This window comes from Lysinibacillus sp. fkY74-1 (assembly GCF_053165895.1).
The window spans coordinates 2,653,243-2,675,064 of sequence record NZ_CP170173.1 but is presented as its reverse complement, the minus strand read 5'-3'; the positions used below and the strand labels follow the sequence as shown (position 1 = coordinate 2,675,064).

Here is a 21,822-nt window from a genome sequence, read left to right as displayed (position 1 = left end):
CCAGCCTTATAAAATGATTAACTCTTTTGAAAAGGTCATTAAATTCTCATAACTATTGTCAGTAACTAGTAGGTTATCCTCGATACGAACTCCACCAACATTCGGTAGATAGATCCCTGGCTCCACAGTAAATGCCATGCCTTCTTCTAACACTATTAAATTACGTTGCATTAAATAAGGTTCTTCATGTGCGCTTAAACCAATGCCATGACCAAGTCGATGTGTGAAATAGTCACCATAACCACCATTCCGGATAATTCCTCTTGCAATACCATCTAGGTCTTGGGCAGTCATCCCTGGTTTAATAGCGTCTATGGCTGCTTCATTGGCTTGTTTAACAAGGCTATAAATGTTTTGTAACGTTGGTGATACATCTCCTAAAGCTACCGTTCTAGTCATATCAGCCACATAGCCCTTATAAATAGCACCAAAATCAATGACAATGAATTCGCCCGCCTCAATTTTTTTAGTACTTGCTCTGCCGTGTGGGAGTGCACCACGATAGCCTGAAGCAACGATCGTACCAAAAGGTGTTCCTTCTGAGCCACGACGTCTCATTTCATATTCTAATTGGGCTGCGACTTCCATTTCTGTCACACCGGCTTGAATCGTTGGTAAAGTAGCTGCAAGACTTTCCTCAACAATTTGTACAGCCTGTCGCATAAAGGCTATTTCCTGCAGTTCTTTTTTCATGCGTAATTCGCGTATATTCTCACCAATATCGTATAAATTTTCATATGTAAGCATTTCAATCGATTTCTGCTCATGCACATGCATAGTGTCAAATTCTACACCAATGGTCTGCAATGGTCCCAATTCTTTTTTTAGCTGCTGAATCGCCTGTTTGGGCCCTTCCTCATCAGAATAGGAAAAAATAACACCACCATAGCTAGGATCAATTTTATTTAGTTCTACTTGTGGCAAAAGAAAATATAAATCATTATGAGCTGTTATGACAGCGAATGTTAGACGTTCACTTTGCTTGAGATGAAGACCGGTAAAATAATGCATGTTTGGCCCGGGTACTAAAATAGCTAAATCCACGTCCTGCTGCATACGGGAAACTAACTTCTCTCTTCTTGTTTGAAACATAGTGATTCCTCCTAAAAAAGTAAGCAATAAAATCTATAGTAAATCGTTTCTATTATAGAGACGTTGTACCTTAAAAACAGTATAAATCAACAATAATGAATTTTCAATTTATTAAAATGGCGAAACATATAATGAAGAAGGAAATGAAATAACAAATGTGGGAATAGATTGGAGTAAATAAAGTAAATACTAGTGTACGTCTTTTTTTCGTCCAATATGCATATAAGTAGACTAGATAAACTTTTTTCCAACTTAATACGTCAAAAAGAGGGGCAAAATTGTTAAGCAAGAGAGGACTAACGTATGGAAAAAAATATGAAACGCTCTAAAGAGAAAAAGAGCAAGAAAAAATTATGGCTGTGGATTGTTGGTAGCCTACTAACTATTTTTTTAATTTTTATAGGAACTGCCTACTTTACCATCCAAAAAACTATGAACAAAATAAATACACCACTTTTACAAACAACAGATGCAGCACAGCTAGAAGAAAAAACAGTGATTAAAAAAGAACCTTTCTCGGTTCTGATGCTCGGTGTAGATGAACGAAAGGATGATAGTGGACGTTCAGATACGATGATTGTGATTACTGTGAATCCTGAAAAGCAAACCATGAAAATGCTTAGTATTCCCCGTGATACTCGTACAGAAATTGTCGGTCATGATACCGTTGATAAAATTAATCATGCCTATGCTTTTGGCGGTGTTCCAATGGCTGTAGATACGGTGGAAAATTTTCTAAATATACCGATTGATTATTATGTGTTTATTAATATGGAAGGTTTTTTACAAATTATAGATACGCTTGGTGGCGTAACCATTAATAATGATATGGATTTAACCTATGACGAATATCATTACCCAAAGGGAGAAATTACATTAGATGGTAATGAAGCACTTATTTTTTCACGTATTCGTTATGAGGATCCACGAGGAGATTTTGGACGTCAAATTCGACAACGTCAAATTATTGAAGCGGTTATGAAAAAGGCTTCAACTCCGTCTACCTTATTAAAGGCAACAGATATGCTGACGGTTTTAGGTGATAATGTTCGCATGAACTTCTCTGTAAAAGAGCTTATTCAGCTTCAAGGTATTTATAAGAAAATGGATAAGGATATTGAGCAATTATCGTTTGAAAAGGGTGATGGTGAAAGAATTAACCGCATTTGGTACTACATTCCGAACGAGGAAGAGCTACAAAAAATACAAGCCGATCTAAAAAACCATTTACAAAGCAAGTAAGCTTTTGCTTACAACAAGTGATAACATACATGTAAAATTTTTGGCCATGAAGGGAGGGAGATGAATGAATGGGAGGACCCAGGTCCTTAGGTATACAGCTCTTAATCATTGCATGCAAAGCTATGTACCTAAACGCAAAATGCGAAGAAATCCAGTCCGATCAACTATCAGAGGCCTACAAGTATTATGTTTAAAATTGTTTATGTAGTGCATTAAAAAATCATTCATGTAGGGTGCATGCCTAGTTGAATGATTTTTTTTGACATCAATCATTTATCTATATTTCTTGAAATATCTGAAAATTCGTTGTATACTGACATTAGAAGTGGTTAAAAGGAGTGATTGTGATGATTATAGGCACAATATTGTTAGCATTTGCATTACCAGTGGGTATCATATTAGCAGTAGATTTATTGAACGAGCAGCAACAGGTTGCTTCACAATCTAGCCATTCTTAATTGTCAAATGAACAGAATTAGATACAATTAGATATTAATAGACAAGGCTACTTAGTAGCCTTGTCTATTTTTTATGGCGAATGAAACAATTTCTGTGATTCATTCGTCAATGAAGTATAGAAAATGTTATACTATTAAAAAAACAGTATCGGGGAATGAACATGCAAGAGGAAAAAACAACAAACTTTAAAAAAGAAATACTATCCTACATCAAAATTATTGTTATTACAGCAATTGTCGTATTAGGCTGTAAGCAATTTTTATTTGCGCCCATTAAAGTACAGGGGGCATCGATGTACCCAACCTACCATGATAAAGATATTATAATTGTCAGTAAAACAAGTAAAATCGAGCGTTTCGATCAAATTGTTTTCCAATCACCTGTAGAAGATGAGCTATATATTAAACGTGTCATCGGTTTACCAGGTGATAAGGTGGAAATGAAAGATGATGTATTGTATGTGAATGGCAAAGCCTACAATGAAGATTACGTCAATCGTGAAACAGATGATCCTAACCAATTACGCATTACGGAAAACTTTACATTAGAGCAATTAGTGAATGAAAAAGAGGTGCCAAAGGGCATGTATTTTGTGCTTGGAGACAATCGCCTAAAAAGTAGTGATAGTCGCCATTACGGTTTAATTTCAGAGGATGCTGTTTATGGTGAGTCAAAGCTAATCGTCTATCCATTTAAGCATTTTCACGTTGGCTCAAAATAAGAAATAAGTAAGTGGCCACTTCATAGTGGTCTCTCAGACTATAGACAAACGCTCAATGAATGTTGAGCTTGCCTATAGTCTTTTTCTTTTACCATGAATTAAAGTAATCCGTTGCTATACACTACAGGCGAAATCCATTAGTTCCTAAAAATCATTGAGTGACAACTACTTGGACATGGCAAGTAGATGAAGAGAAAAGCTATGCTCAAAGAGTATGTTGAATTCAGCTGTAATTTACTCAATAATGGAAATAAAAGAAAAAAACAGAAGCCATTGAGAGTAACGTCTCGATGGCTAGTCTACAGTCTAAGGGGTTACTTTAATAGTGGCCTCTTTCTTTATTTGATAGTACATCTTTACATATTTTGTCAGAAGGATAATAGACACATATCATTGAATTTTCAACGGTTTCTTTAATAGGGGGTTGATTATTTTTTATAGGAGAACTGAGAGCGGGTTCTTCGATTGTGAGCTCTTCTGCTACTAATTCAACACCATAAAATAGTAATAAAAAATAGCATAAAAATCCTACTATTCGCAAACAATCACCTCGTAAAATAGATATTGTATGTTATTATGTATGGTCAAATTCATCAAAATATAAGCAAAAAATCAAAATTTTCTCTCTAGCAATCGAAATTTTTATGAGACTGATTCTATGAAAAAAAGTATTGTCAATGAAATTTTGGTGTGCTACTATAGCTAAAGTAAATATTTGAACTGTATAACCTCAATAATATGGATTGAGGGTCTCTACCAGGAACCATAAAATCCTGACTACAAAACTTTGTTTCATTTTTGTAGTCAGGATTTTTTTATTTGATTGAGCCTATGATGTTGATAAAGAAACGTCTTCGGTATCAGGCTTATGCAGCCTCGGACATAGGAAATAGATTTTACAAAGGAGCTTATTGTGGCAAGTCCCTATGCAAAATTTGGATTCCTATGATGTAGAGGTATCAAGGCTATTAAAAAAATCTCCTATAAAAATGAAAATGTAACGAAAGGGAGATTACAATGAATTGGAGAGTTTATATTCTTGCAGTGACTACCTTTGCGGTAGGTTTAGTTGAATTAATCGTAGGTGGAATCCTACCCAATATTGCAGAGGATTTGCACGTTTCGTTAGCAACTGCAGGGCAATTAATCACTATTTTTGCACTTGTTTATGCGATTTCTGCGCCTGTCCTACTATCTTTGACAGCCAAGATAGAACGGAAACGCTTATTTCTTATATCTTTATTTATTTTCACATTAGGTAATTTAATGACCTTCTTTAGCACAACGTTCACCGTTGTCTTAATTGCACGAATTTTTACAGCGATGAGTACAGCCTTGGTCATCGTGCTATCATTAACCATTACAACGAGAATTGTAGAGCCAAGACATCGTGCAAAAGCACTGGGGCTTGTTTTTATGGGCGTAAGCTCTGCACTTGTTATCGGTGTGCCAATGGGGATATTTATTACGGAAGCTTTCGGTTGGAGAGCCGTATTTTTAGGCATTAGCATTCTTTCGACAATCTCAATGGTTTTAATAGCTTTGTTATTAGACAAAATGCCAATCGGAGAAGTCGTACCACTGAAGAAGCAAATGAAATCATTGGCGAATTTAAAAATTCTTACAGCACAATTAACGACTTTGTTTATGCTAGCAGGTCATTATATGCTCTACGCATATTTAACACCATTTTTAGTCGAAGCCTTTGATATGAATGCTTCATGGATTAGTATTTGTTACTTAATCTTTGGTATTGCCTCTGTCAGTGGTAATGCTGTAGGTGGCTGGGTGAGCGATAAAATCGGGACAAGTAAAGCCCTTATTTTAATCGTCTCTACATTTGCGGTTGTCCTGTTCAGTATTCCTTACACAGTCATTGCCTTACCGGTCTTTTTACTGTTTACCGTTTTATGGGGGGCATTAAGTTGGGCTTTAACACCACCATTACAAAATTATTTAATTCAAGCAGATCCTCAATCATCCGATATACAGCAAAGCTTAAATACAGCAGCGCTCCAAATTGGGATTTCCATTGGCTCAGCGCTAGGTGGTGCCGTATTTGCCTTTACTGGATCTGTCATGCATTTAGCAAGTTTCGGAACTCTATTAGTTCTCTGTGCTTTAGGATGTGCTATCTTCTCCATTAAAAGAGCGCCAGTCTCACAAGAGCATTCTGCGGAATATCCGTCAGCGCAGCACCCTTCATAATAAATGGTGGAATTATCCAAAAATGATTCTGCTATAGCAGGACAATAGCGGTTTGATAGCGAATGTAAGGATAGAGGAGGTTGGTAATAGATGCAAGTAGATTTAACCGATTTTCAACATGTCAAAGTCATCGCAACGATTGATCAAACTTTTTATAGAAATGTTGGTGCTATCATACTATATGAGGAGGATTCACACACATTATCTGTACGAAAATTGACACGAAAAACAGTCGATCAATATATACCAACAGACGAACTCGAACACTTTACGTTTGCCTCTCATGCTGATGCCATTAAGTTCACACACAAACTTACACGCATGAGTGCCTTGGATTACTTATTAGTGGCCCATAAAGAGAGACCCATACAATCATAACTGCTTTTATAAAAGCATTGGGAAAGCCATTCCCGGTGCTTTTTTTGTTTAAATGAATCTATTTGAGTGTTCTCTTTAAAAATTAATTTCTCACTAGTTTATTATCATACTCTAGTTATCTATGGAATAGATTGTTGTAGTTAATGAATTTCACACAGACTTAAGAAGTTTGAGATTATAAGGTGCCTATTATTTTCCAGAAAATAGTATACCACCTTTAAATCTTGTGAATGGAAGGAGAACCCTATGACTGAATATCATCAACAATCGTCTACTGAAGTCATGAAGATATTGAATGTCACCACAGAAGGCTTGTCCGATGGGGACGTTCAAAAAAGACAACAAGTCTATGGCTATAATGTATTAGAGGAAGGTAAAAAGATTAGTACATGGGCAGTTTTTATGGGCCAATTTAAAGATTTATTAGTCATTATTTTACTAGTTGCTGCCTTCGTTTCCTTTCTACTAGGAGAGGTAGAAAGTACAATTGTCATTATGATTGTTGTCTTTCTAAATGCTATTTTAGGCACGGTACAGCATGTTAAAGCAGAGCAATCTTTAGACAATCTGAAGGCACTAACCTCACCTATTGCCAAAGTAATGAGGAATAATCAGCTTATGGAAATTCCTTCTGAGGAGATTGTGGTGGGGGATCTTCTTATTTTGGAGGCTGGCGATTACATCAATGCGGATGGCAGACTATTGGAAAGTCATAATTTGCACATCAATGAAAGCTCTCTAACCGGAGAATCAATTGCCGTTGCCAAAAGTACTGAGCCTATTCGAAAAAACAATGTTACGATTGCAGATAAGAAAAATATGGTGTATTCAGGTAGCTTCGTCACCAATGGACGAGGGATTGTAATGGTTACAGCTATCGGGATGCAGACTGAAATAGGGAAAATCGCAAATTTACTCGATACAGCAAAGGAAAAGAAAACACCCTTACAAATTAGCTTGGACCAATTTGGTGAAAAATTAGCATTAGGTATTACAATCATTTGCTTAGCCATTTTTACAATTGACCTTATTCGCGGACGAGCTTTAGTAGAATCCTTTATGTTTGCAGTATCTCTAGCTGTCGCAGCTATTCCTGAGGCTTTGAGTTCCATCGTTACAATCGTTTTAGCATTCGGCACACAGAAGATGGCCAAGGAAAATGCGATTATTCGTAAGCTCTATGCGGTTGAAAGCTTAGGAAGTGTATCTGTTATTTGTTCTGATAAAACGGGTACTTTAACAGAAAATAAAATGGTTGTACAGGAAGTCTTTGTCGATCAGAAAAAAATTCCTCATGATTGGCTAAACCCAACAAATCCAGTGGAAAAAGAGCTGATGGTTAAGGCACTTTTATGTAGTGATGCTGTTGAGCGTGATCAGAAGGAAATTGGTGATCCGACAGAAATAGCGCTTGTAAAATTAGGGAAGCAGTACGGCTTAGATGAATTGATGATTCGCGAGCAATATCCAAGACTGGCTGAAATTCCATTTGATTCGGCGCGAAAGCTTATGAGTACTGTAAATCAAATAGATAAACGGCCTGTTCTGATTACCAAAGGGGCATTAGATGTTCTCTTACCTAAAGTGACTAGAATAAAAACGGCAGCAGGCATTTTTGATATGACAGCTCAGCATCGTCAAAAAATCGAAGCGGTCAATCATGATTTTTCGAGGAATGGTTTACGGGTGATAGCCATTGCCTATAAAGATGTTTTACCACAGCAAACAATTGATACAAGAGTGGAAAAGGATTTAATATTTGTCGGCCTAGTGGCTATGATGGACCCTCCAAGAAAAGAGTCCAAAGAGGCAGTGGAAAATTGTATTAAGGCAGGCATTAAGCCAGTTATGATTACGGGTGACCATAAAATTACGGCCACAGCGATTGCCCAACAAATTGGGATATTAAAAAATCCAGATGAAGCCATTGAAGGACATGCTCTCGAAAGCTTCACAGATCAAGAGCTACAGGAAAAAGTAGATGATTACTCTGTATATGCCCGTGTGACACCTGCTCAAAAAATCCGTATCGTCAAGGCGTGGCAGGATAAGGGACATGTTGTCGCAATGACGGGGGATGGCGTCAATGATGGACCTGCATTAAAACAAGCAGATATCGGGGTGGCAATGGGAGTGACTGGTACAGAGGTAGCAAAAGATGCCTCGTCTATGATTTTAACTGATGATAATTTTTCAACGATTGTCAAGGCTATTGCCAATGGTCGTAGCATTTATACAAATATTAAAAATGCCATTTTGTTCTTATTATCAGGAAATGCGGGAGCTATTTTTGTAGTGTTGTATGCCACAGTCCTTGGCTTACCAGTTCCTTTTGCGCCCGTCCATCTATTATTCATTAACCTATTAACAGATAGCCTTCCAGCAATCGCAATCGGATTAGAGCCGAATAATAAGAAAACGATGAAGGACAAGCCTAGAAATGTTCATACCCCTCTATTAAATAAATCATTTACGACACAGGTGGTGCTTGAAGGAATTTTAATTGCCATCTCCACCATCATTGCTTTTCAAATTGGATTATCAACTGGCGATACATTAACGGCAAGTACAATGGCGTTTACAACACTTTGTTTATCAAGATTAGTGCATGGCTTTAACTCCAGAGCCAAACAATCGATCTTTACGATTGGTGTATTTTCGAATAAATATGCATGGATTGCATTTTTAATCGGTGTCCTAAGCTTGCATATTGTATTGTTTATGCCAATGCTAACAACGGTCTTTGAAGTGGCTCCATTAACAATTGCCCAATTAGGCTTTATTTATAGTCTATCCGTGTTACCGTTCCTCGTAAATCAATGGTATAAGCTCCTGTTTGTAAGAAGTCGATAGGAGAGAAATGAAAGTTCAAAGCCACCTACATATAACGAGTAGGTGGTTTTGCTATTGTTTAATGAGATCGGAGATGTTAAGTGAGATGCACAAGCTTAAAATGTACAAAAAAAACACACTATTAAAAATTGATTTAATAATGTGCAACGTAATGGATGGTTAGCATCATCCATCATGCCATTTTTATTGGGCTGGCGCTAGTAGCCAGCCTTTATTCTTACTGAGTTCAATCAATTTAGACCCAAGTATAGCATAGCGCATATGGAGTTCACCATATTTGGCAAGGTGCTTTTGCTTCACTGACAATTCCAATGCTTGGCTTACAGCAACTAAAGAGGAAGCAATATTCATAGATATAATGGCACTAATTTCGCTATCATGAATGATGGATTTTCCACGGATATCCGTTATTTTCATTTTACTGAATGCCAAAGTTGGAGTGGGGGCAAGCACGCCATTTTCCTTTAATAACAATGTCAGCTGTTTATTTTCCTCTTTTAAACATTGAATAAATTCCAAAATCATAATCTTTAATTTTTTATCCCGGGTATGATTAAAAAATCCATGGCTTGAGGCAATATAGCTTTGATTGACACCGAGCTGCGACCAAAGTCTAAACATTTCCTTAAACTGTAATGATGCTAGATTGTCATTTATCATCGTTATTGTGACACTTCCTAACTCCTAGTATTTATCTAAGATTAGGATGGAACAGTTTATGACATTCTATTCATCTTTTACAATAAAAGTTTAATACAAGGGGCATTTTAATAATACGTGCCATACGGATACATATGTGGGGAAGGGTAATGGTATGGATATGGATAAGGGTATTGGCATGGTTTCGGCTTCTTTTGCTTGCACGAAGAATTATCAGTTGCTGATTCTACACGATTACAGCTTTTTGGTGGTCCAATGTAAGTAGATGGAACAATCGGTGCAATAGTTTTCTTCCATTGTTCCTCATCTAAACAATAGGTGTGCGCCATTATATTCGCTGGTGTAAATTTCAATATATCGGAGCCTAAAATAACCTCTGGTGTTGGAGCATCAAAAATAGCTAGTAAATGGGTGTTATCTTCTGTGGCAATCTCATAATGCCACCAGCCCTGTGGGATATTGGCTACTTGCCCAGGCTTAATCGGGTAGTTTTGAAGTTTTTTTGTAAAGGGATTTAATAGGGAAACCGTTGCTGCACCAGAAATACAATAGACAAGCTCAGCTGCATTTTGGTGATAGTGTGGCTCAATAACATTATCTTTGCTTAAAAAAATATCCAGTAAAGAGGTATTTTCTAACGTATTTAATTGCTCAACACCAAGAATATTAATGTAATTTCGTGCATCTTTTTTAAAAAGCGTACTTTTGTTGACATCAAAGGTGAACTCTGCAGAAGGCGATGTATAATCGACATTTGTGTTAATACTTACATCCTTTCTCACTAAAATTGTGATATTCATCATCATCACAGATTATGATTGAAATGTTTATAGACTTATACAAATGCCTAGCGTTTGTCTAGAACTCCTCGCAAGCACATGCTAGAGAAATTGTATGAAATTACCACTGCTATTAAAGAACGTATGTGCGTATACTAAAAGGAACGTATGTTTTGTTTTGTGGGGAATGGAAATTTTAGCATAGTAGCCATGACTTTCAATGTTGAAGTTTTCTCGCAAACGTCCCCCGAAACATAGTAGAAAGGATGAGACAATTTGATCAAAGATCGAGGAGCCATGAAATGGACATCGATGATGCTTCCAGAGCATTTAATGCTTTTGAAAAAGTGGAAACAAGAGGTACTGACAGAACCGCCAAGGGAACGTGCAGAATGGGAACTGGAGGAATTACAGCAAACCATCACGCATGCATTATCGCAACGTAACTATATTATGTTAACTATTTGGGAAGAGGCTAATTTTGTACAATATGGTGGCATAATTAAAGGGATGAACGAGTTGGAGCTTCTGCTAGAAACAATTACAACAACGAAGCATATCGCATTGAAACATATTTATGCTGCATATATAGAAGTGGATGGCAATAACGGTATTTAATGCAAAATCAAGTAAATGATATTCGTGCAGATCATCGTATGAATGGTACGATTCCAGCGGATGACAAAGTCACTCATTTGAACATCGCAAATGAGTGACTGTCTCCTTATAGGTGCAATTGCATCACTATTTGCTCACCAATTGGTCCCATTCGTCTTTCACCATTATCTTCAAAACCTACGTTGGTATACAAATTCTGCGCAGCGATGTTCTTGTGATTTACCACTAACACTACTTCGTTAAATTCTTTAAATTCATGTTTGACAAAGTCAGCCAGTAACAGCATTGCTTTTTTTGCATAACCCTTTCCTTGCTGTTTATGGTCCATAGATAAAGCAGTAAGTAACATCGCCTGAGGATTACTAGAATATTCCTGTACTCTTTCAGTGGCATGAAGTACGAAAAAACCAACAGGTATTGTATTACTTAAAATCACAATAGGGTACTGTCCAACTTTTTCGATTGTAATCTCTTTTGGTAAGGCAGTAAATCGGTGCTGTTCTGCAGGCAATTCAAACTCATTTAACTGCTCTACATAGTCTTCTGAAAAATGTACTAATTCAATGTTAATTGTGTCTTGCATAAACAAGCCTCCTTTTTTATTATTGTATATATAGAACAAACGTTCGTCAAGGGAGCTTGTTTAATCATCATGCGAGCCAGAGTTCTTTTACACTATAAATTACCAAAAAATAAAATAAAAGAAACACTCACAATTAGAATCAGTGTTAAAGCCATTGTCACTATACCTCTCAGCAAGGTCGCTAAATTTCTGACATCTTTCATTCCTACAACACTCAGGTAGAAACATACGATTGACAATAACAATGTCAGTGTCAATGGGTGAAGATGGACATAGGTAACAAAAAAGTCTTTTAAGGAACCGGACAGAAAAAATAATAAGATGCAACCTAAAGATAAAATAAAGGACCAGAAATTTAAATTAATTCCCATTTGTTTCCTCCTCTCTACTAAAACGATATTTCTATAAAATCTATAATAGAGTAAAGGATGCAAAAAGAGGCCACTTGGATGTAAGTGACCCCTAGAACCAATAAAGGAGTGTCATGTAAAGTAGAAAGAACTTTACAATACTATTATTATGTTAAGTTATCAATTGGAGATAGTTATCTATCTTCAATGGCATAAGAAATATAATTTGCTTATCTCATTAGGTATATCATGAGAGGGAGGGAAATAAAAAAGGCTTTGAGCTTCTTCATCATTAGAAATGACCGGAAGCTAAAGCCTTAAGATGACCATTAGCAAATGAAACTTGCGCCAACAATAATAAGTAGAATAAATAGTACAACGATTAGCACGAAAGTTGAACTGTTACCATTGCCGTCATTTCCGCCACAATAGTTATTAAAATTACCTATATTTCCACAGTATCCCACAAAGGACACCCCCTCTCTCCCTATCTATTGTATGTATAAGATTCAAATGGAGGAGCGATCATCATCCAAGTAACTAGTATTAAAATGGTGCCATCAAACAAACATCCTACACGAATGTTTCAGACTGTAGACAAACTCAATGAAATAAAGTAAAGCCGTTGATTTCCACTACGGGCGGGGTCGAGCTGCTTCCCTCGCTTCGCTCAGTCCAAGATTTCGTCTTTCCCGCTTTCCCGCTGGAGTCACCGCCCTTCGTTCCCATCAACTTCTACATAAAGTACCCCATCTACATAGGTAAATTTTTGAGAAACATCGAAACCTTTGAATGGTGCGAAGTGTCCAAGCCTTTCCCAATGTACAGAAAGTAAGAATCACAAAAAGCTCATTCAACGCCATATTGGGGAACTGTATGTGGAGGAAGCTGAACATTTATGCCATTCCTATGACATCAAACAAATTTATGCAAGCGTAAAGAAACGATTGAGCATGTCTTTGCCGATTCAAAGGAAAAGCATGGAATGTGATGGACAACCTAGAGGTCTGAAAAAATTATCCATGCAGGCGATACCTACTACTTGCTGCCATGAATTTAAAGAAACTAGCTACTTGGACGTGGCAGGCGGCTTCAAAGAGTTCTTATACTTGAAGAGTCTGTTTTATTGGATATCAAATTACCATTTTTAAACATAATGAAAAAGAAAAAAATGACAAAAGGAATCGAGTGTGAACTTCTCAATTCCTTTTGTCGACAGTCTGAAACATACTTTTAATATAACGGCTGCCGCATTTGACAAGGCGGAAAACCATTAACATCTTGAATCATATGAAAATCATATTGCTTTAAAGCAAATTGGCTTTGATACAAATATTCAAGAACAAGAAGCTTCCCACCTGAAACGCCACAAAGAACACCAGATGTCCCTTGCCCATTCGTCAACGAAACACCGACCGGTTGCCCAATTAAATAGTAAATTTTATGTTGCCAAGGCACTATTGCCACTCCCTTCAGTACAATTATATGAATGTAATGGTCGATGGTGCATAGGGTAATGCCTAGGTAGGGATGACTTTAAGAGCGGACTATCAATTACGCCTGTATCAATTAGTGTATAAGATATGGGAATAATTGATTTATTGGTTAACGGAGAGGTGATAGTAGTGAGGGAATATATGATGTTTGCATAGCAATGGCTATCGTTAGGGGTGGTGAGGATACAAGCCATTGTTGCTGAAGAAAACATAGCAGTTACTAACCAAATTCAATTTTAAAGAAGAGAGCTATTTAAGACAATATGTATGTCCAAGTGTGACTGGCGAATGTAGAGATATGTTGAGCTATTCTTTACTACGGAAGGGATAACAACGAGGAGAACGGGTTAAAAAAGCAAATACACGCTGTAAAGGTGGGATAGCGTTGTACAAAAACATCTTGGGGGCGATGTTAAAGTTGCTATCCCGCAATTAATGTATGTTGTCGTAGTTATGAACATAACCACTGTCAATAAATTGAAAAGTAAATGAAAAAAGAGGAAAAGTTGTTAAAATATTTTTTTAAACCTTTGAAGAGAGAAATTAAAAAAACTCAGCATACGATTAATTGTTGCCTGAGTTTTCTTTCCGAGCTACGAATGGGTGGATTCTCCACCATCCACATGTAAAACTTGCCCCGTTACATGTCTAGAATCATCCGATGCTAAATAAACGAATGTAGGGGCCACCTCAAAGGGCTGTGCCATTCGGTTAAAAAGATTTCCTCCATGTAATGCGTTTTCGTCAGAGGAAAAACTGGAGGGGATCAGTGGTGTCCAAATACGACCAGGGGCAATAGCATTGACGCGAATCTGCTTTTTAGCAATGCTTTTTGCTAAAGAACGAGTCCAGCCGACGATAGCTGCTTTTGTTGCAGAGTAATCGATTAATAAAGGCTCCCCAGCATAAGCTACAACTGAAGCGGTACCAATAATGGAGCTACCAGCTTGTAAATAAGGGAGGGCTGCTCTTGTCGTATAAAAGTGTGAATAAATATTAAGTTTAAACGTTTCATCGTATTGTTCATCTGTAATGTCAGTCAGGTCATTTTGTTGAAACTGAATGCCAACATGGTTACATAATATATCTAAGCGTCCAAGCGTATGAATTGTTTCAAAAACAATATCTTCGCATTGTTTTTTTTCACGGAGATCCCCTGGAAGGAGTAAACATTTTTTTCCTAGTTCCTCAATTCTATTTTTAGTTCGAGTAGCGTCCTCTTGCTCATCTAAATAAGCAATTGCTACATCAGCCCCCTCTTTCGCAAAGGCAATCGCAGCAGCTGCACCCATACCACTATCACCTCCAGTAATAAGGGCAACTTTCCCTTTTAATTTTCCACTACCTTTATAATGAGGGTTTTCAATGATAGGCTTCGGCACCATTAAGCTTTCGAGACCAGGTTGACGAAGCTGCCTTTGTTCGGGTTGGGTAAGGGGTACTTCTTTATATTGCGTAATTTTTCCATAGACAGGATATTGAGGGTATGGATCTTCTTTTTTATTGTCCTCAAACCATTTTTGATAAAAACGAATTTGTTCCATTAAATCTTGGTTATCTTTAGCTTGCCCGCCACTTGGATTGTTAATAACCAATCCCTCCTTTTCAACATATACTATGATTGATTACCTTCGTATGTTAAAGCAAGGAAACGACTATAATCGCAGGGGGATTGTTAGCATGGAGATTGAATTTTTCCCAGAAGTGACACGGTTACTAGAAAATAACGTAAATCCATTAAACATTCATTATGTAAATGACAGCTGGTTTACACCGAGTATTGGTGTTAGACCCCCATATTATTGGCATCCAATTTATGAACCTTATTATCCATTAGGATAAAAGAATCTATGAGCTCAAGTTTTGATCGAGCTCATTTTATTTTGTTTTAAATGAGGATGCAGGCATTACAGCAACGATGGCACAAGAGAGTAGGGGGATAAATATAATAAGTATGCGATAGTTGAATATTGATGTTTAGGAGTGAAACTTGGACATGTTCATGACCGCTATATGGGTAACGTTCATTTTTGGCAGTTTTTCATATATATTGTTGAAATATCCTCATGATGTTTTAAAGGTGAGCCCCTTTTCAAGAGGATTTGCAGATAGCCCAGTATTAAAAGTCTACATTCAGTTTGTAGGCTGGGTATTTGTATTACTGATCATTGGTGTTTGGACAGATGCCATCATCGAATGGCAGATCTTGTAATTTAAAGGATGAAAAATGCAGAATATTATTCCAATTTGGTGATTTTTTGCTTATTATTAAATTGGAGGTGTTTATTAGATGTATAGTAATACTGCTAATATGCTAAAACAAACTACAAATCTTATAAATTCATTGAAAAAATTAAAACAAAATCTGACATTTGTAAAATCATATGTCACGAGCGATAAAATATTAGCTATCTATTTTTTAAGTAATGCATATAGTGACTTTAATTTATTCAAAACTATTTATTTATCAGTCACACCTGGCGATCAAAAAATTGATGAGTTCTTACAAGAGTTTGAAAAATTCTTTTTGGAAGTAAATAAATACTTACAGTTTATTTCTGAGGAAAATATGGAGGATCAACTGCATAAAGAAATAATGCTTTCGATCAATGAAACTGAAATGTACCTATTAAATTTATTAGATATCTATAGATAAATGCTTAGACATTCCTTGAAGGAATGTCTTTTTATGTACATTAAGGTGTAACTTTTTGTAAATTGTGGACAGCTGAGGATTGTTATTACTTTATATTAATCTGTACACATTAAAGTTACCTATACATTTAAAAGCCGCAGCATCTCACACACGCTACAGTTCGAATTAAACAAATTGTCGGAAATTTAGAATTAGAAGGAGTTTCTTGTACATGCTATTATTCAACAACGTTTTAAGGAGCTAAGTATTGTATGGACCACTTTTTTGCACTTAATTTTGGTGAAATGACTGTTAGAACATTGTTTTCTTTTTTTGCACTACTTATTTTGGCGAGAATCCTTGGAAAAAAACAACTTGGGCAACTTACTTTTTTCCACTATATAACCGGTATTTCGATTGGTTCAATAGCATCTCAGGTTGCTGCAGTAGCTGAAACACCTTTTTTGAATGGAATGATATCGTTAATTTGGTGGGCTTTTTTAACATTTGTAGTAACCATCATTTCTTTGAAATCTAAAAAAGCACGTGTACTATTTGATGACAAACCAACGATTGTCATTCAAAATGGCCGAATTCTAGAATTCGCTTTAAAGAAAAATCGGTTGCATATGGACGAACTTACAATGATGTTAAGGGAGCAAGCAATTTTCTCTGTCCAGGATATACAATTTGCAATACTGGAGACTGATGGTAAGTTGAGCGTTTTACAAAAGACTTCAGCACAAGCAGCTACTAAGCAAGATGTACATGCAAACATTGCACCTCCAACATACTTGCCAACAGAGGTTATTTCAGATGGCCAGCTTATTTATGAGAATATAGTTGAACTTGAATTAACAGAAGAGTGGCTTATGAAGAAGCTGAAAAAACAAAAAGTTCATAATATTGAGGATGTTTATTTTGCCCAGATTCAAACAAATGGCTCATTGTATATTAGCCTGAAAGATAACAAGAGACAAGCAGGCCTTTAATACATTTTTCCTAGCTGTTCATTTAGTTAGAGCATAAAGTTTCGAAACATGAGAAATGACCTCATTATTAGTCGCTGGAGGATGAAGAAAAATAACTCGCTATAATCCATATCATTTTAGGTAGATGATTCTGGTGAATAGCATGAAGATACGGTCTGATGTATAGGTGGAACTTTAAAAAATGAGCCATTTCCAAAGGAGGAAATGGCTTAAGGAGAATTTGAAAAAATGAAAAATTTACAGGACCACTTTCTGTTTAGAAAATGATCAAGCTGAAAAAAGGAGCCACCCATACGTAAAGTGGTTCCTATTATTTGTGTCTCAAACGAGCATTTAGCTGAGCGATTAACATTATAAAACAAAAAAGCCACAGAGGATGAATAACTCTGTAGCTCCTTTAAGTAGTGGCGCACTACGCAACTTTATAGTGGCTTTTAATTTAATATTTATACGGGAAATTATTTTTATTGGCTATCTAAAGTAAAGGGGTGTGGTACTTAGAAAAAAGATAAAGGGCCATATAGTAGATATTCCATTATAATTCATTTTGGAAAGTCTTATTAATTATAGCCGCCGTTGTACAAATGCTACTGCTCGAAATGGGTTTTGCCCTTTGGATAATGACTTTGTCATTAGCATTTCCTAATTTAGGATGTTAAACCTATCGTAAAAGAAAGCATACTAATGAATACAGCAGATGCTTTAGGATTCAGAAAGGGTTGCTGGTGATAGAGAGGTTCAAATTCTAAACTGGGTGATTAGATGGAAAAAACAGCATTGGATAGCCTCACACATCGCTTTATCATCATCAACTATTAAGCGCGGTAAGGAAAATATCGTAAAAAGGACGTGGCATGAAAGAGTTGCTGAATGCAACCATTAAAAAATATCATTCTATATTATGGTATTATATGTTAAATGGTATGAAAATAATAGATACAAAGAGGATGTGGGAATCAAAATGGTTTTGCTTAAACTTAAATATGAATTAGAAGAAAGTGATCTACCAATGTTAAAAGATATTTATCAATCGGTTGGATGGATGAAGCATGACGAAGGTATAATAAAAAAAGTTTTCAACGCCAGTACTCATATGGTAATTGGATTAAAAGACAACAAAATTGTTGGTGTTTGTAGAGCCCTTTCTGACGGTGTATTTAATGCTGCTATTTACGATGTTGTTGTTCATAAAGATTACCAGGGAAGAGGCATTGCACGAATTCTATTAAATGACATCATTAAACAGTTAGAAGATGTTTCTTGCATTCAATTAATCGCAACAACAGGAAATGATTCTTTTTATGAAAAATTGGGTTTTAAAAAATTAAAAACAGGTATGGCAATCTATAAAAACCAGAAACTAGCTCAAGAGTATTTAGAATGATGGATAAAAGGTGGGCATAGATCGTATGGGCTAATATCTTCTATAAACATTTGTATCAGTGCAATAGATGGGGGGGAAATAAAAATTATTCTGAAGGAATAAAAATTATTTCAAAAGAAGAACCTAAACAATATTAAGTGAAAAATGAAAGTCACTCAAAATAATGAGTGATTTTTCCTGTGTCTAAAATAGAAAGATGATATGAAATCAGGGTGCTAATCAAGCAGAGCAGAAACATACTCCTTTGACATAGAAAAATGTAAGTGGAAGGTGCTATAAAGAAGAAGCCAAAAGTAAAACATACTCTATCAGAATTAAATTTATGGAACATAAAGACCAATTATTTTTTAAGAAATGGATGAATTTAAAATACTTGCGAAAGAACGATATAATTGAAGCGAAAAATAATGAATTTAAAAATTTACAGGGCTATAATATGGCTAAAACAGCGGGCTTATTTGGCATAGAAATACAAGGAGCAACAATATTCGCCGTCAATCTGAAACGAATATTGAAACTTCTATGTGAAAAAGAAGGAATAGACAAAAAACAAGGTACATCTATTTGATTGAACCAAAATGTACCTTACTTTTATCTAAAAAAGTTAAGCCGTCATAGGAATGTAAGTTTTTCAGTGCCCCGCAGCAACCGTAGTCATTTAATCGCTGTTTAATGAAGAGAATGGTCTCTTATTCAACTGTCTACTTTATCGTGTTCAGTTCAGAATAGTTGGGCTTTTTTAAAATTTAAAATAATAAAAGTATCTTACATGTATAAGTTAAGCATACGATTTTTTATTATGAAACTCGTTTTGAAAAATGCACATACGAAGAGCATCTCTATAAGAACCACCAGTAAAAAACTCCTCCCTAAGTTCTCCCTCTATACTAAATCCAGCTTTTTTATAAATATGAATAGCTTTTTCGTTTTGTTTATCGACTAATAAATAAACTTTGTGTAGATTTAAATTATTAAACGCATATTTCATAGCGAGTGTAGTAACAGTGAAAGCATACCCTTTTCCTTGAAAGTTAGGATCAATAATAATCTGGAATTCCGCGTTACGATGGATTAGGTCAATCTCTACTAGCTCAACTAGCCCGATAATTTTCTTTTCATCTTCCACAATAAAGCGTCTTTCACTTTGTTTATGAATATGTTTATCAAATAAATCTTGCAGCTCTACAAAAGATTCATAGGGTTCTTCAAACCAATAAGACATTATCTTAGAATCATTGTTTAATTTATGAACATATTTTAAATCTTCTCGTTCTAAAGGTCTTAATTTTATACTATCTAGCATTCTTTTTCTCTCCTAAAAAATAGATTTCTCAAGAATTTTAGACTGTATAGTAACTATATAGTCAAGTAATTATATAGTTGTTTCTATTAAAAAGGCCACTCGTTTAGTGGCTAATCATTTATTTCTTTAAAAGAGCTTTCTTCATTTGTTCTTCAACTTATTTTACGATTTCACTTTCTACTGTATCGACACCACGTTATGTATATTTCATGTTTTGGAAGTAGTCAAATACAAAGTCATTTAGCTTACCTATGCTATTTTTCTCCATAAAGTCATTTTAAAATGTTCAATAACATGCGTTTCGCGATAATCGAGGAATGGGAATGGATGAAGATGATTCAAGATGGCTACTATCATTACGGAACTTGGAAATCAAAAGCACCGAGGCTTTGGGGCATTGCATCAATGGATATTCAGGGTCGTTGCCATACGATTTATAGGGTGAATGGCAAGCTACCAGAGTATAGACGAGGCAGAGCAGATTGGAAGCATGTAGAATGGTTAGGTTTAACAGCCAACGAATCTAAGGTTCAATACCACGGATTTTCTACAGTCAATGTAGAGATAAGTTTTTGTGCTAAAAGCCCACAACAAACAGACCTAGCGTTGTGTGAGATTACTGAGGCAGCAACTAAGTTTTTTTAACGGTCATTAGAAAAGGGATATCATTCCAATGCTCCTAGGTTTAAAAGCGTAGATATTTCAAGACTTGGTGATGCTCTTAAGGCTGCTGTTAAAAATTTAAATAAGAAAGTTGTAGGAGACACTGAATTGGACTGCATCGTATTTAGTAAGCCTAAGAAAGGACGGAATATAATGAAAATACTATATGTAACATTTGAATCATATGTAGTTTTGTAAAAAAAGATAAACGTTTATAATAAAGTTTGATATAAATCACCTCATTAGTTTTTCTTAGAGCTGATTTTATTGTTGAATGTTTATTTGAAATTAATTTGAATATTGTGAAGAAATGTACTTTAACTAACGAATTAGTAAAAGAACAAATGGATGTTACACTTTAAAGGAATTAGCAAAGTTTGATGGTCAGTAATCTAATAAAGTCTAAGAATATGTATTCAAAATAATGATGAAAATGATATCCCTTGAGCATTTAGCCACTATTAAAGTAATTGGGTATTGTAATTTTCTTCAATGTTAATGAAGGGGAGATTATATGGAAAACGACTGGGACAAAGCTATAGATTCTCTTTCTAAAATTAAAGTTTTTTCAAATCCAAATAACGAGCCAGTAACTATAAGTGGTGAAGCTAATGATTTGAAGTGTATAGGTGTCGGAACAGATGCGGCTGTTTTTCAGTCCCTTTCCTCCCCAGCTTATGCATTTAAAATATATGCCAAGGACAAAGTACACAAAGTAAAAGTTGAAGCTGATGTTTACCGAATATTACAAAATTCACCTTTCTTTCCAACGTGTTTTGCTTCATATGACGAGTTCCTTGTTTTAAGTTACGAAGAAGGAAAAACTCTCTTTGACTGCATATTACTAGGTATTCACATTCCAGAACAGGTTGTAAATGAAGTGGAGGATGCAAGAGAATATGTTCGGAATAAGGGCCTTAACCCTCGTGATATCCATTTGAAAAATATTTTACTACAAAATGGAAGAGCAAAAATAATTGATGTTTCTGAATACACACTAAAAGGTAATGATTTTCGATGGGAGCATTTAAAAAAAGGATATGAGCAATACTATCATTTAATAGATGGAAATTCTGTGCCGTTTTGGTTAGTAGAAACGATTCGAAAGTGGTATAACCAGCGGGGAAAGAATTCTTCATATGAAGAGCTTACAAAAAATATTTCTAAATTTCTGTATAAAAAATAATTGAACTAATCGAGGCCTTACTTCATGCATGGAGTAGAGCCTTTTCTACTTAAACAAACGAAGCAAGTTAATTGAAGAAGGATGTTAAATTTCAAAGTAAAGTTGCAAAAATAAGGAGAGCAACATGAAAGATATAATAGAAATAATCCTTTGTGTTATAAATGCTGTTATGTTTTTTTGTGTCTGGTTGTTTCTTTCTGTTTTTCTATCGACAGGGGAT

At 35.6% G+C, this 21,822-nt stretch carries 22 protein-coding genes, 2 pseudogenes and 1 riboswitch; of the genes and pseudogenes, 16 read left to right on the top strand and 8 right to left on the bottom strand.

The features are described from left to right. Window positions 1–6: 6 nt before the first annotated feature. Window positions 7–1,092 (bottom strand): M24 family metallopeptidase, encoded by a 1,086-nt coding sequence (locus ACE1MS_RS13160; RefSeq protein ID WP_012294854.1) that lies wholly within the window; start codon window positions 1,090–1,092, stop codon window positions 7–9. Between the two features lie 303 nt (window positions 1,093–1,395). Here ACE1MS_RS13160 and ACE1MS_RS13155 point away from each other — a divergent pair, with 303 nt between their 5' ends. The 6 genes from ACE1MS_RS13155 to ACE1MS_RS13130 all read left to right on the top strand — a co-directional run bounded on the left by ACE1MS_RS13155 (window position 1,396) and on the right by ACE1MS_RS13130 (window position 8,953). Continuing rightward, complete coding sequence (locus ACE1MS_RS13155) at window positions 1,396–2,334, top strand: LCP family glycopolymer transferase (protein ID WP_012294853.1); 939 nt, start codon at window positions 1,396–1,398, stop codon at window positions 2,332–2,334. A 347-nt stretch (window positions 2,335–2,681) separates the two neighbouring features. Continuing rightward, the gene (locus ACE1MS_RS13150; protein WP_031417084.1) at window positions 2,682–2,792 is read left to right on the top strand and encodes a hypothetical protein; all 111 of its coding nucleotides are present in this window, start codon (window positions 2,682–2,684) and stop codon (window positions 2,790–2,792) included. 161 nt (window positions 2,793–2,953) lie between these two features. After that, the gene (gene lepB / locus ACE1MS_RS13145; RefSeq protein WP_031417085.1) at window positions 2,954–3,514 is read left to right on the top strand and encodes a signal peptidase I; all 561 of its coding nucleotides are present in this window, start codon (window positions 2,954–2,956) and stop codon (window positions 3,512–3,514) included. Window positions 3,515–4,214: 700 nt separating this feature from the next. Continuing rightward, window positions 4,215–4,314, top strand: a riboswitch (purine riboswitch). Window positions 4,315–4,531: 217 nt separating this feature from the next. Next, window positions 4,532–5,722: an MFS transporter gene (locus ACE1MS_RS13140; RefSeq protein WP_031417087.1), complete on the top strand. Its 1,191-nt coding sequence runs from the start codon at window positions 4,532–4,534 to the stop codon at window positions 5,720–5,722. Between the two features lie 90 nt (window positions 5,723–5,812). Beyond that, complete coding sequence (locus ACE1MS_RS13135; RefSeq protein WP_012294849.1) at window positions 5,813–6,100, top strand: hypothetical protein; 288 nt, start codon at window positions 5,813–5,815, stop codon at window positions 6,098–6,100. 246 nt (window positions 6,101–6,346) lie between these two features. Next, complete coding sequence (locus ACE1MS_RS13130) at window positions 6,347–8,953, top strand: cation-translocating P-type ATPase (protein ID WP_447402402.1); 2,607 nt, start codon at window positions 6,347–6,349, stop codon at window positions 8,951–8,953. A 183-nt stretch (window positions 8,954–9,136) separates the two neighbouring features. On the opposite strand, the gene ACE1MS_RS13125 is transcribed toward ACE1MS_RS13130, so the two are convergent. Further along, a complete protein-coding gene (locus ACE1MS_RS13125; RefSeq protein WP_012294847.1) occupies window positions 9,137–9,613 on the bottom strand; it encodes a DUF3231 family protein in 477 nt (158 codons plus the stop codon). 107 nt (window positions 9,614–9,720) lie between these two features. Continuing rightward, complete coding sequence (locus ACE1MS_RS13120) at window positions 9,721–10,419, bottom strand: cupin domain-containing protein (RefSeq protein WP_012294846.1); 699 nt, start codon at window positions 10,417–10,419, stop codon at window positions 9,721–9,723. A gap of 249 nt (window positions 10,420–10,668) precedes the next feature. Here ACE1MS_RS13120 and ACE1MS_RS13115 point away from each other — a divergent pair, with 249 nt between their 5' ends. After that, a complete protein-coding gene (locus ACE1MS_RS13115; RefSeq protein WP_031417090.1) occupies window positions 10,669–11,010 on the top strand; it encodes a YolD-like family protein in 342 nt (113 codons plus the stop codon). 106 nt (window positions 11,011–11,116) lie between these two features. Here the strand turns inward: ACE1MS_RS13115 and ACE1MS_RS13110 are convergent, their stop codons facing one another. Next, on the bottom strand, window positions 11,117–11,593 hold the full coding sequence (locus ACE1MS_RS13110) for a GNAT family N-acetyltransferase (protein WP_012294844.1): 477 nt from the start codon (window positions 11,591–11,593) through the stop codon (window positions 11,117–11,119). A 679-nt stretch (window positions 11,594–12,272) separates the two neighbouring features. After that, on the bottom strand, window positions 12,273–12,410 hold the full coding sequence (locus ACE1MS_RS13105) for a YjcZ family sporulation protein (protein ID WP_080695212.1): 138 nt from the start codon (window positions 12,408–12,410) through the stop codon (window positions 12,273–12,275). Window positions 12,411–12,722: 312 nt separating this feature from the next. Between ACE1MS_RS13105 and ACE1MS_RS13100 the strand changes: the two are divergent. Beyond that, window positions 12,723–13,056: pseudogene (locus ACE1MS_RS13100) on the top strand (transposase); the annotation flags it as partial. Window positions 13,057–13,176: 120 nt separating this feature from the next. On the opposite strand, the gene ACE1MS_RS13095 reads toward ACE1MS_RS13100, so the two are convergent. Together ACE1MS_RS13095 and ACE1MS_RS13090 are read right to left on the bottom strand one after the other, a co-directional pair. After that, window positions 13,177–13,401: a hypothetical protein gene (locus ACE1MS_RS13095; RefSeq protein WP_031416148.1), complete on the bottom strand. Its 225-nt coding sequence runs from the start codon at window positions 13,399–13,401 to the stop codon at window positions 13,177–13,179. A gap of 631 nt (window positions 13,402–14,032) precedes the next feature. Then, entirely contained in the window at window positions 14,033–14,983 is a 951-nt protein-coding gene (locus tag ACE1MS_RS13090; RefSeq protein ID WP_447402970.1) for an SDR family oxidoreductase, read from the bottom strand. A 136-nt stretch (window positions 14,984–15,119) separates the two neighbouring features. On the opposite strand from ACE1MS_RS13090, the gene ACE1MS_RS13085 reads away from it, so the two are divergent. From ACE1MS_RS13085 to ACE1MS_RS13060, 6 genes and pseudogenes are all read left to right on the top strand, one after another. Further along, window positions 15,120–15,281 carry a hypothetical protein gene (locus ACE1MS_RS13085; RefSeq protein ID WP_012294839.1) on the top strand — a complete coding sequence of 54 codons (162 nt, stop codon included), beginning with the start codon at window positions 15,120–15,122 and terminating at the stop codon, window positions 15,279–15,281. A gap of 154 nt (window positions 15,282–15,435) precedes the next feature. After that, entirely contained in the window at window positions 15,436–15,651 is a 216-nt protein-coding gene (locus ACE1MS_RS13080; protein ID WP_036163962.1) for a hypothetical protein, read from the top strand. Between the two features lie 78 nt (window positions 15,652–15,729). Then, window positions 15,730–16,095 (top strand): hypothetical protein, encoded by a 366-nt coding sequence (locus ACE1MS_RS13075; RefSeq protein WP_031416146.1) that lies wholly within the window; start codon window positions 15,730–15,732, stop codon window positions 16,093–16,095. 251 nt (window positions 16,096–16,346) lie between these two features. Next, a complete protein-coding gene (locus tag ACE1MS_RS13070) occupies window positions 16,347–17,066 on the top strand; it encodes a YetF domain-containing protein (protein ID WP_447402401.1) in 720 nt (239 codons plus the stop codon). Between the two features lie 961 nt (window positions 17,067–18,027). Continuing rightward, complete coding sequence (locus tag ACE1MS_RS13065) at window positions 18,028–18,450, top strand: GNAT family N-acetyltransferase (protein ID WP_012294834.1); 423 nt, start codon at window positions 18,028–18,030, stop codon at window positions 18,448–18,450. 234 nt (window positions 18,451–18,684) lie between these two features. Continuing rightward, window positions 18,685–19,018: pseudogene (locus tag ACE1MS_RS13060) on the top strand (IS5/IS1182 family transposase); the annotation flags it as partial. A gap of 210 nt (window positions 19,019–19,228) precedes the next feature. Here the strand turns inward: ACE1MS_RS13060 and speG are convergent. After that, window positions 19,229–19,753 carry a spermidine N1-acetyltransferase gene (gene speG / locus ACE1MS_RS13055; protein WP_036161962.1) on the bottom strand — a complete coding sequence of 175 codons (525 nt, stop codon included), beginning with the start codon at window positions 19,751–19,753 and terminating at the stop codon, window positions 19,229–19,231. Between the two features lie 327 nt (window positions 19,754–20,080). On the opposite strand from speG, the gene ACE1MS_RS13050 reads away from it, so the two are divergent. After that, window positions 20,081–20,398, top strand: coding sequence for a hypothetical protein (locus ACE1MS_RS13050; RefSeq protein ID WP_197224314.1), 318 nt, complete (start codon window positions 20,081–20,083; stop codon window positions 20,396–20,398). A 532-nt stretch (window positions 20,399–20,930) separates the two neighbouring features. After that, window positions 20,931–21,602: a serine/threonine protein kinase gene (locus ACE1MS_RS13045; RefSeq protein WP_012294831.1), complete on the top strand. Its 672-nt coding sequence runs from the start codon at window positions 20,931–20,933 to the stop codon at window positions 21,600–21,602. Window positions 21,603–21,822: the final 220 nt, after the last annotated feature.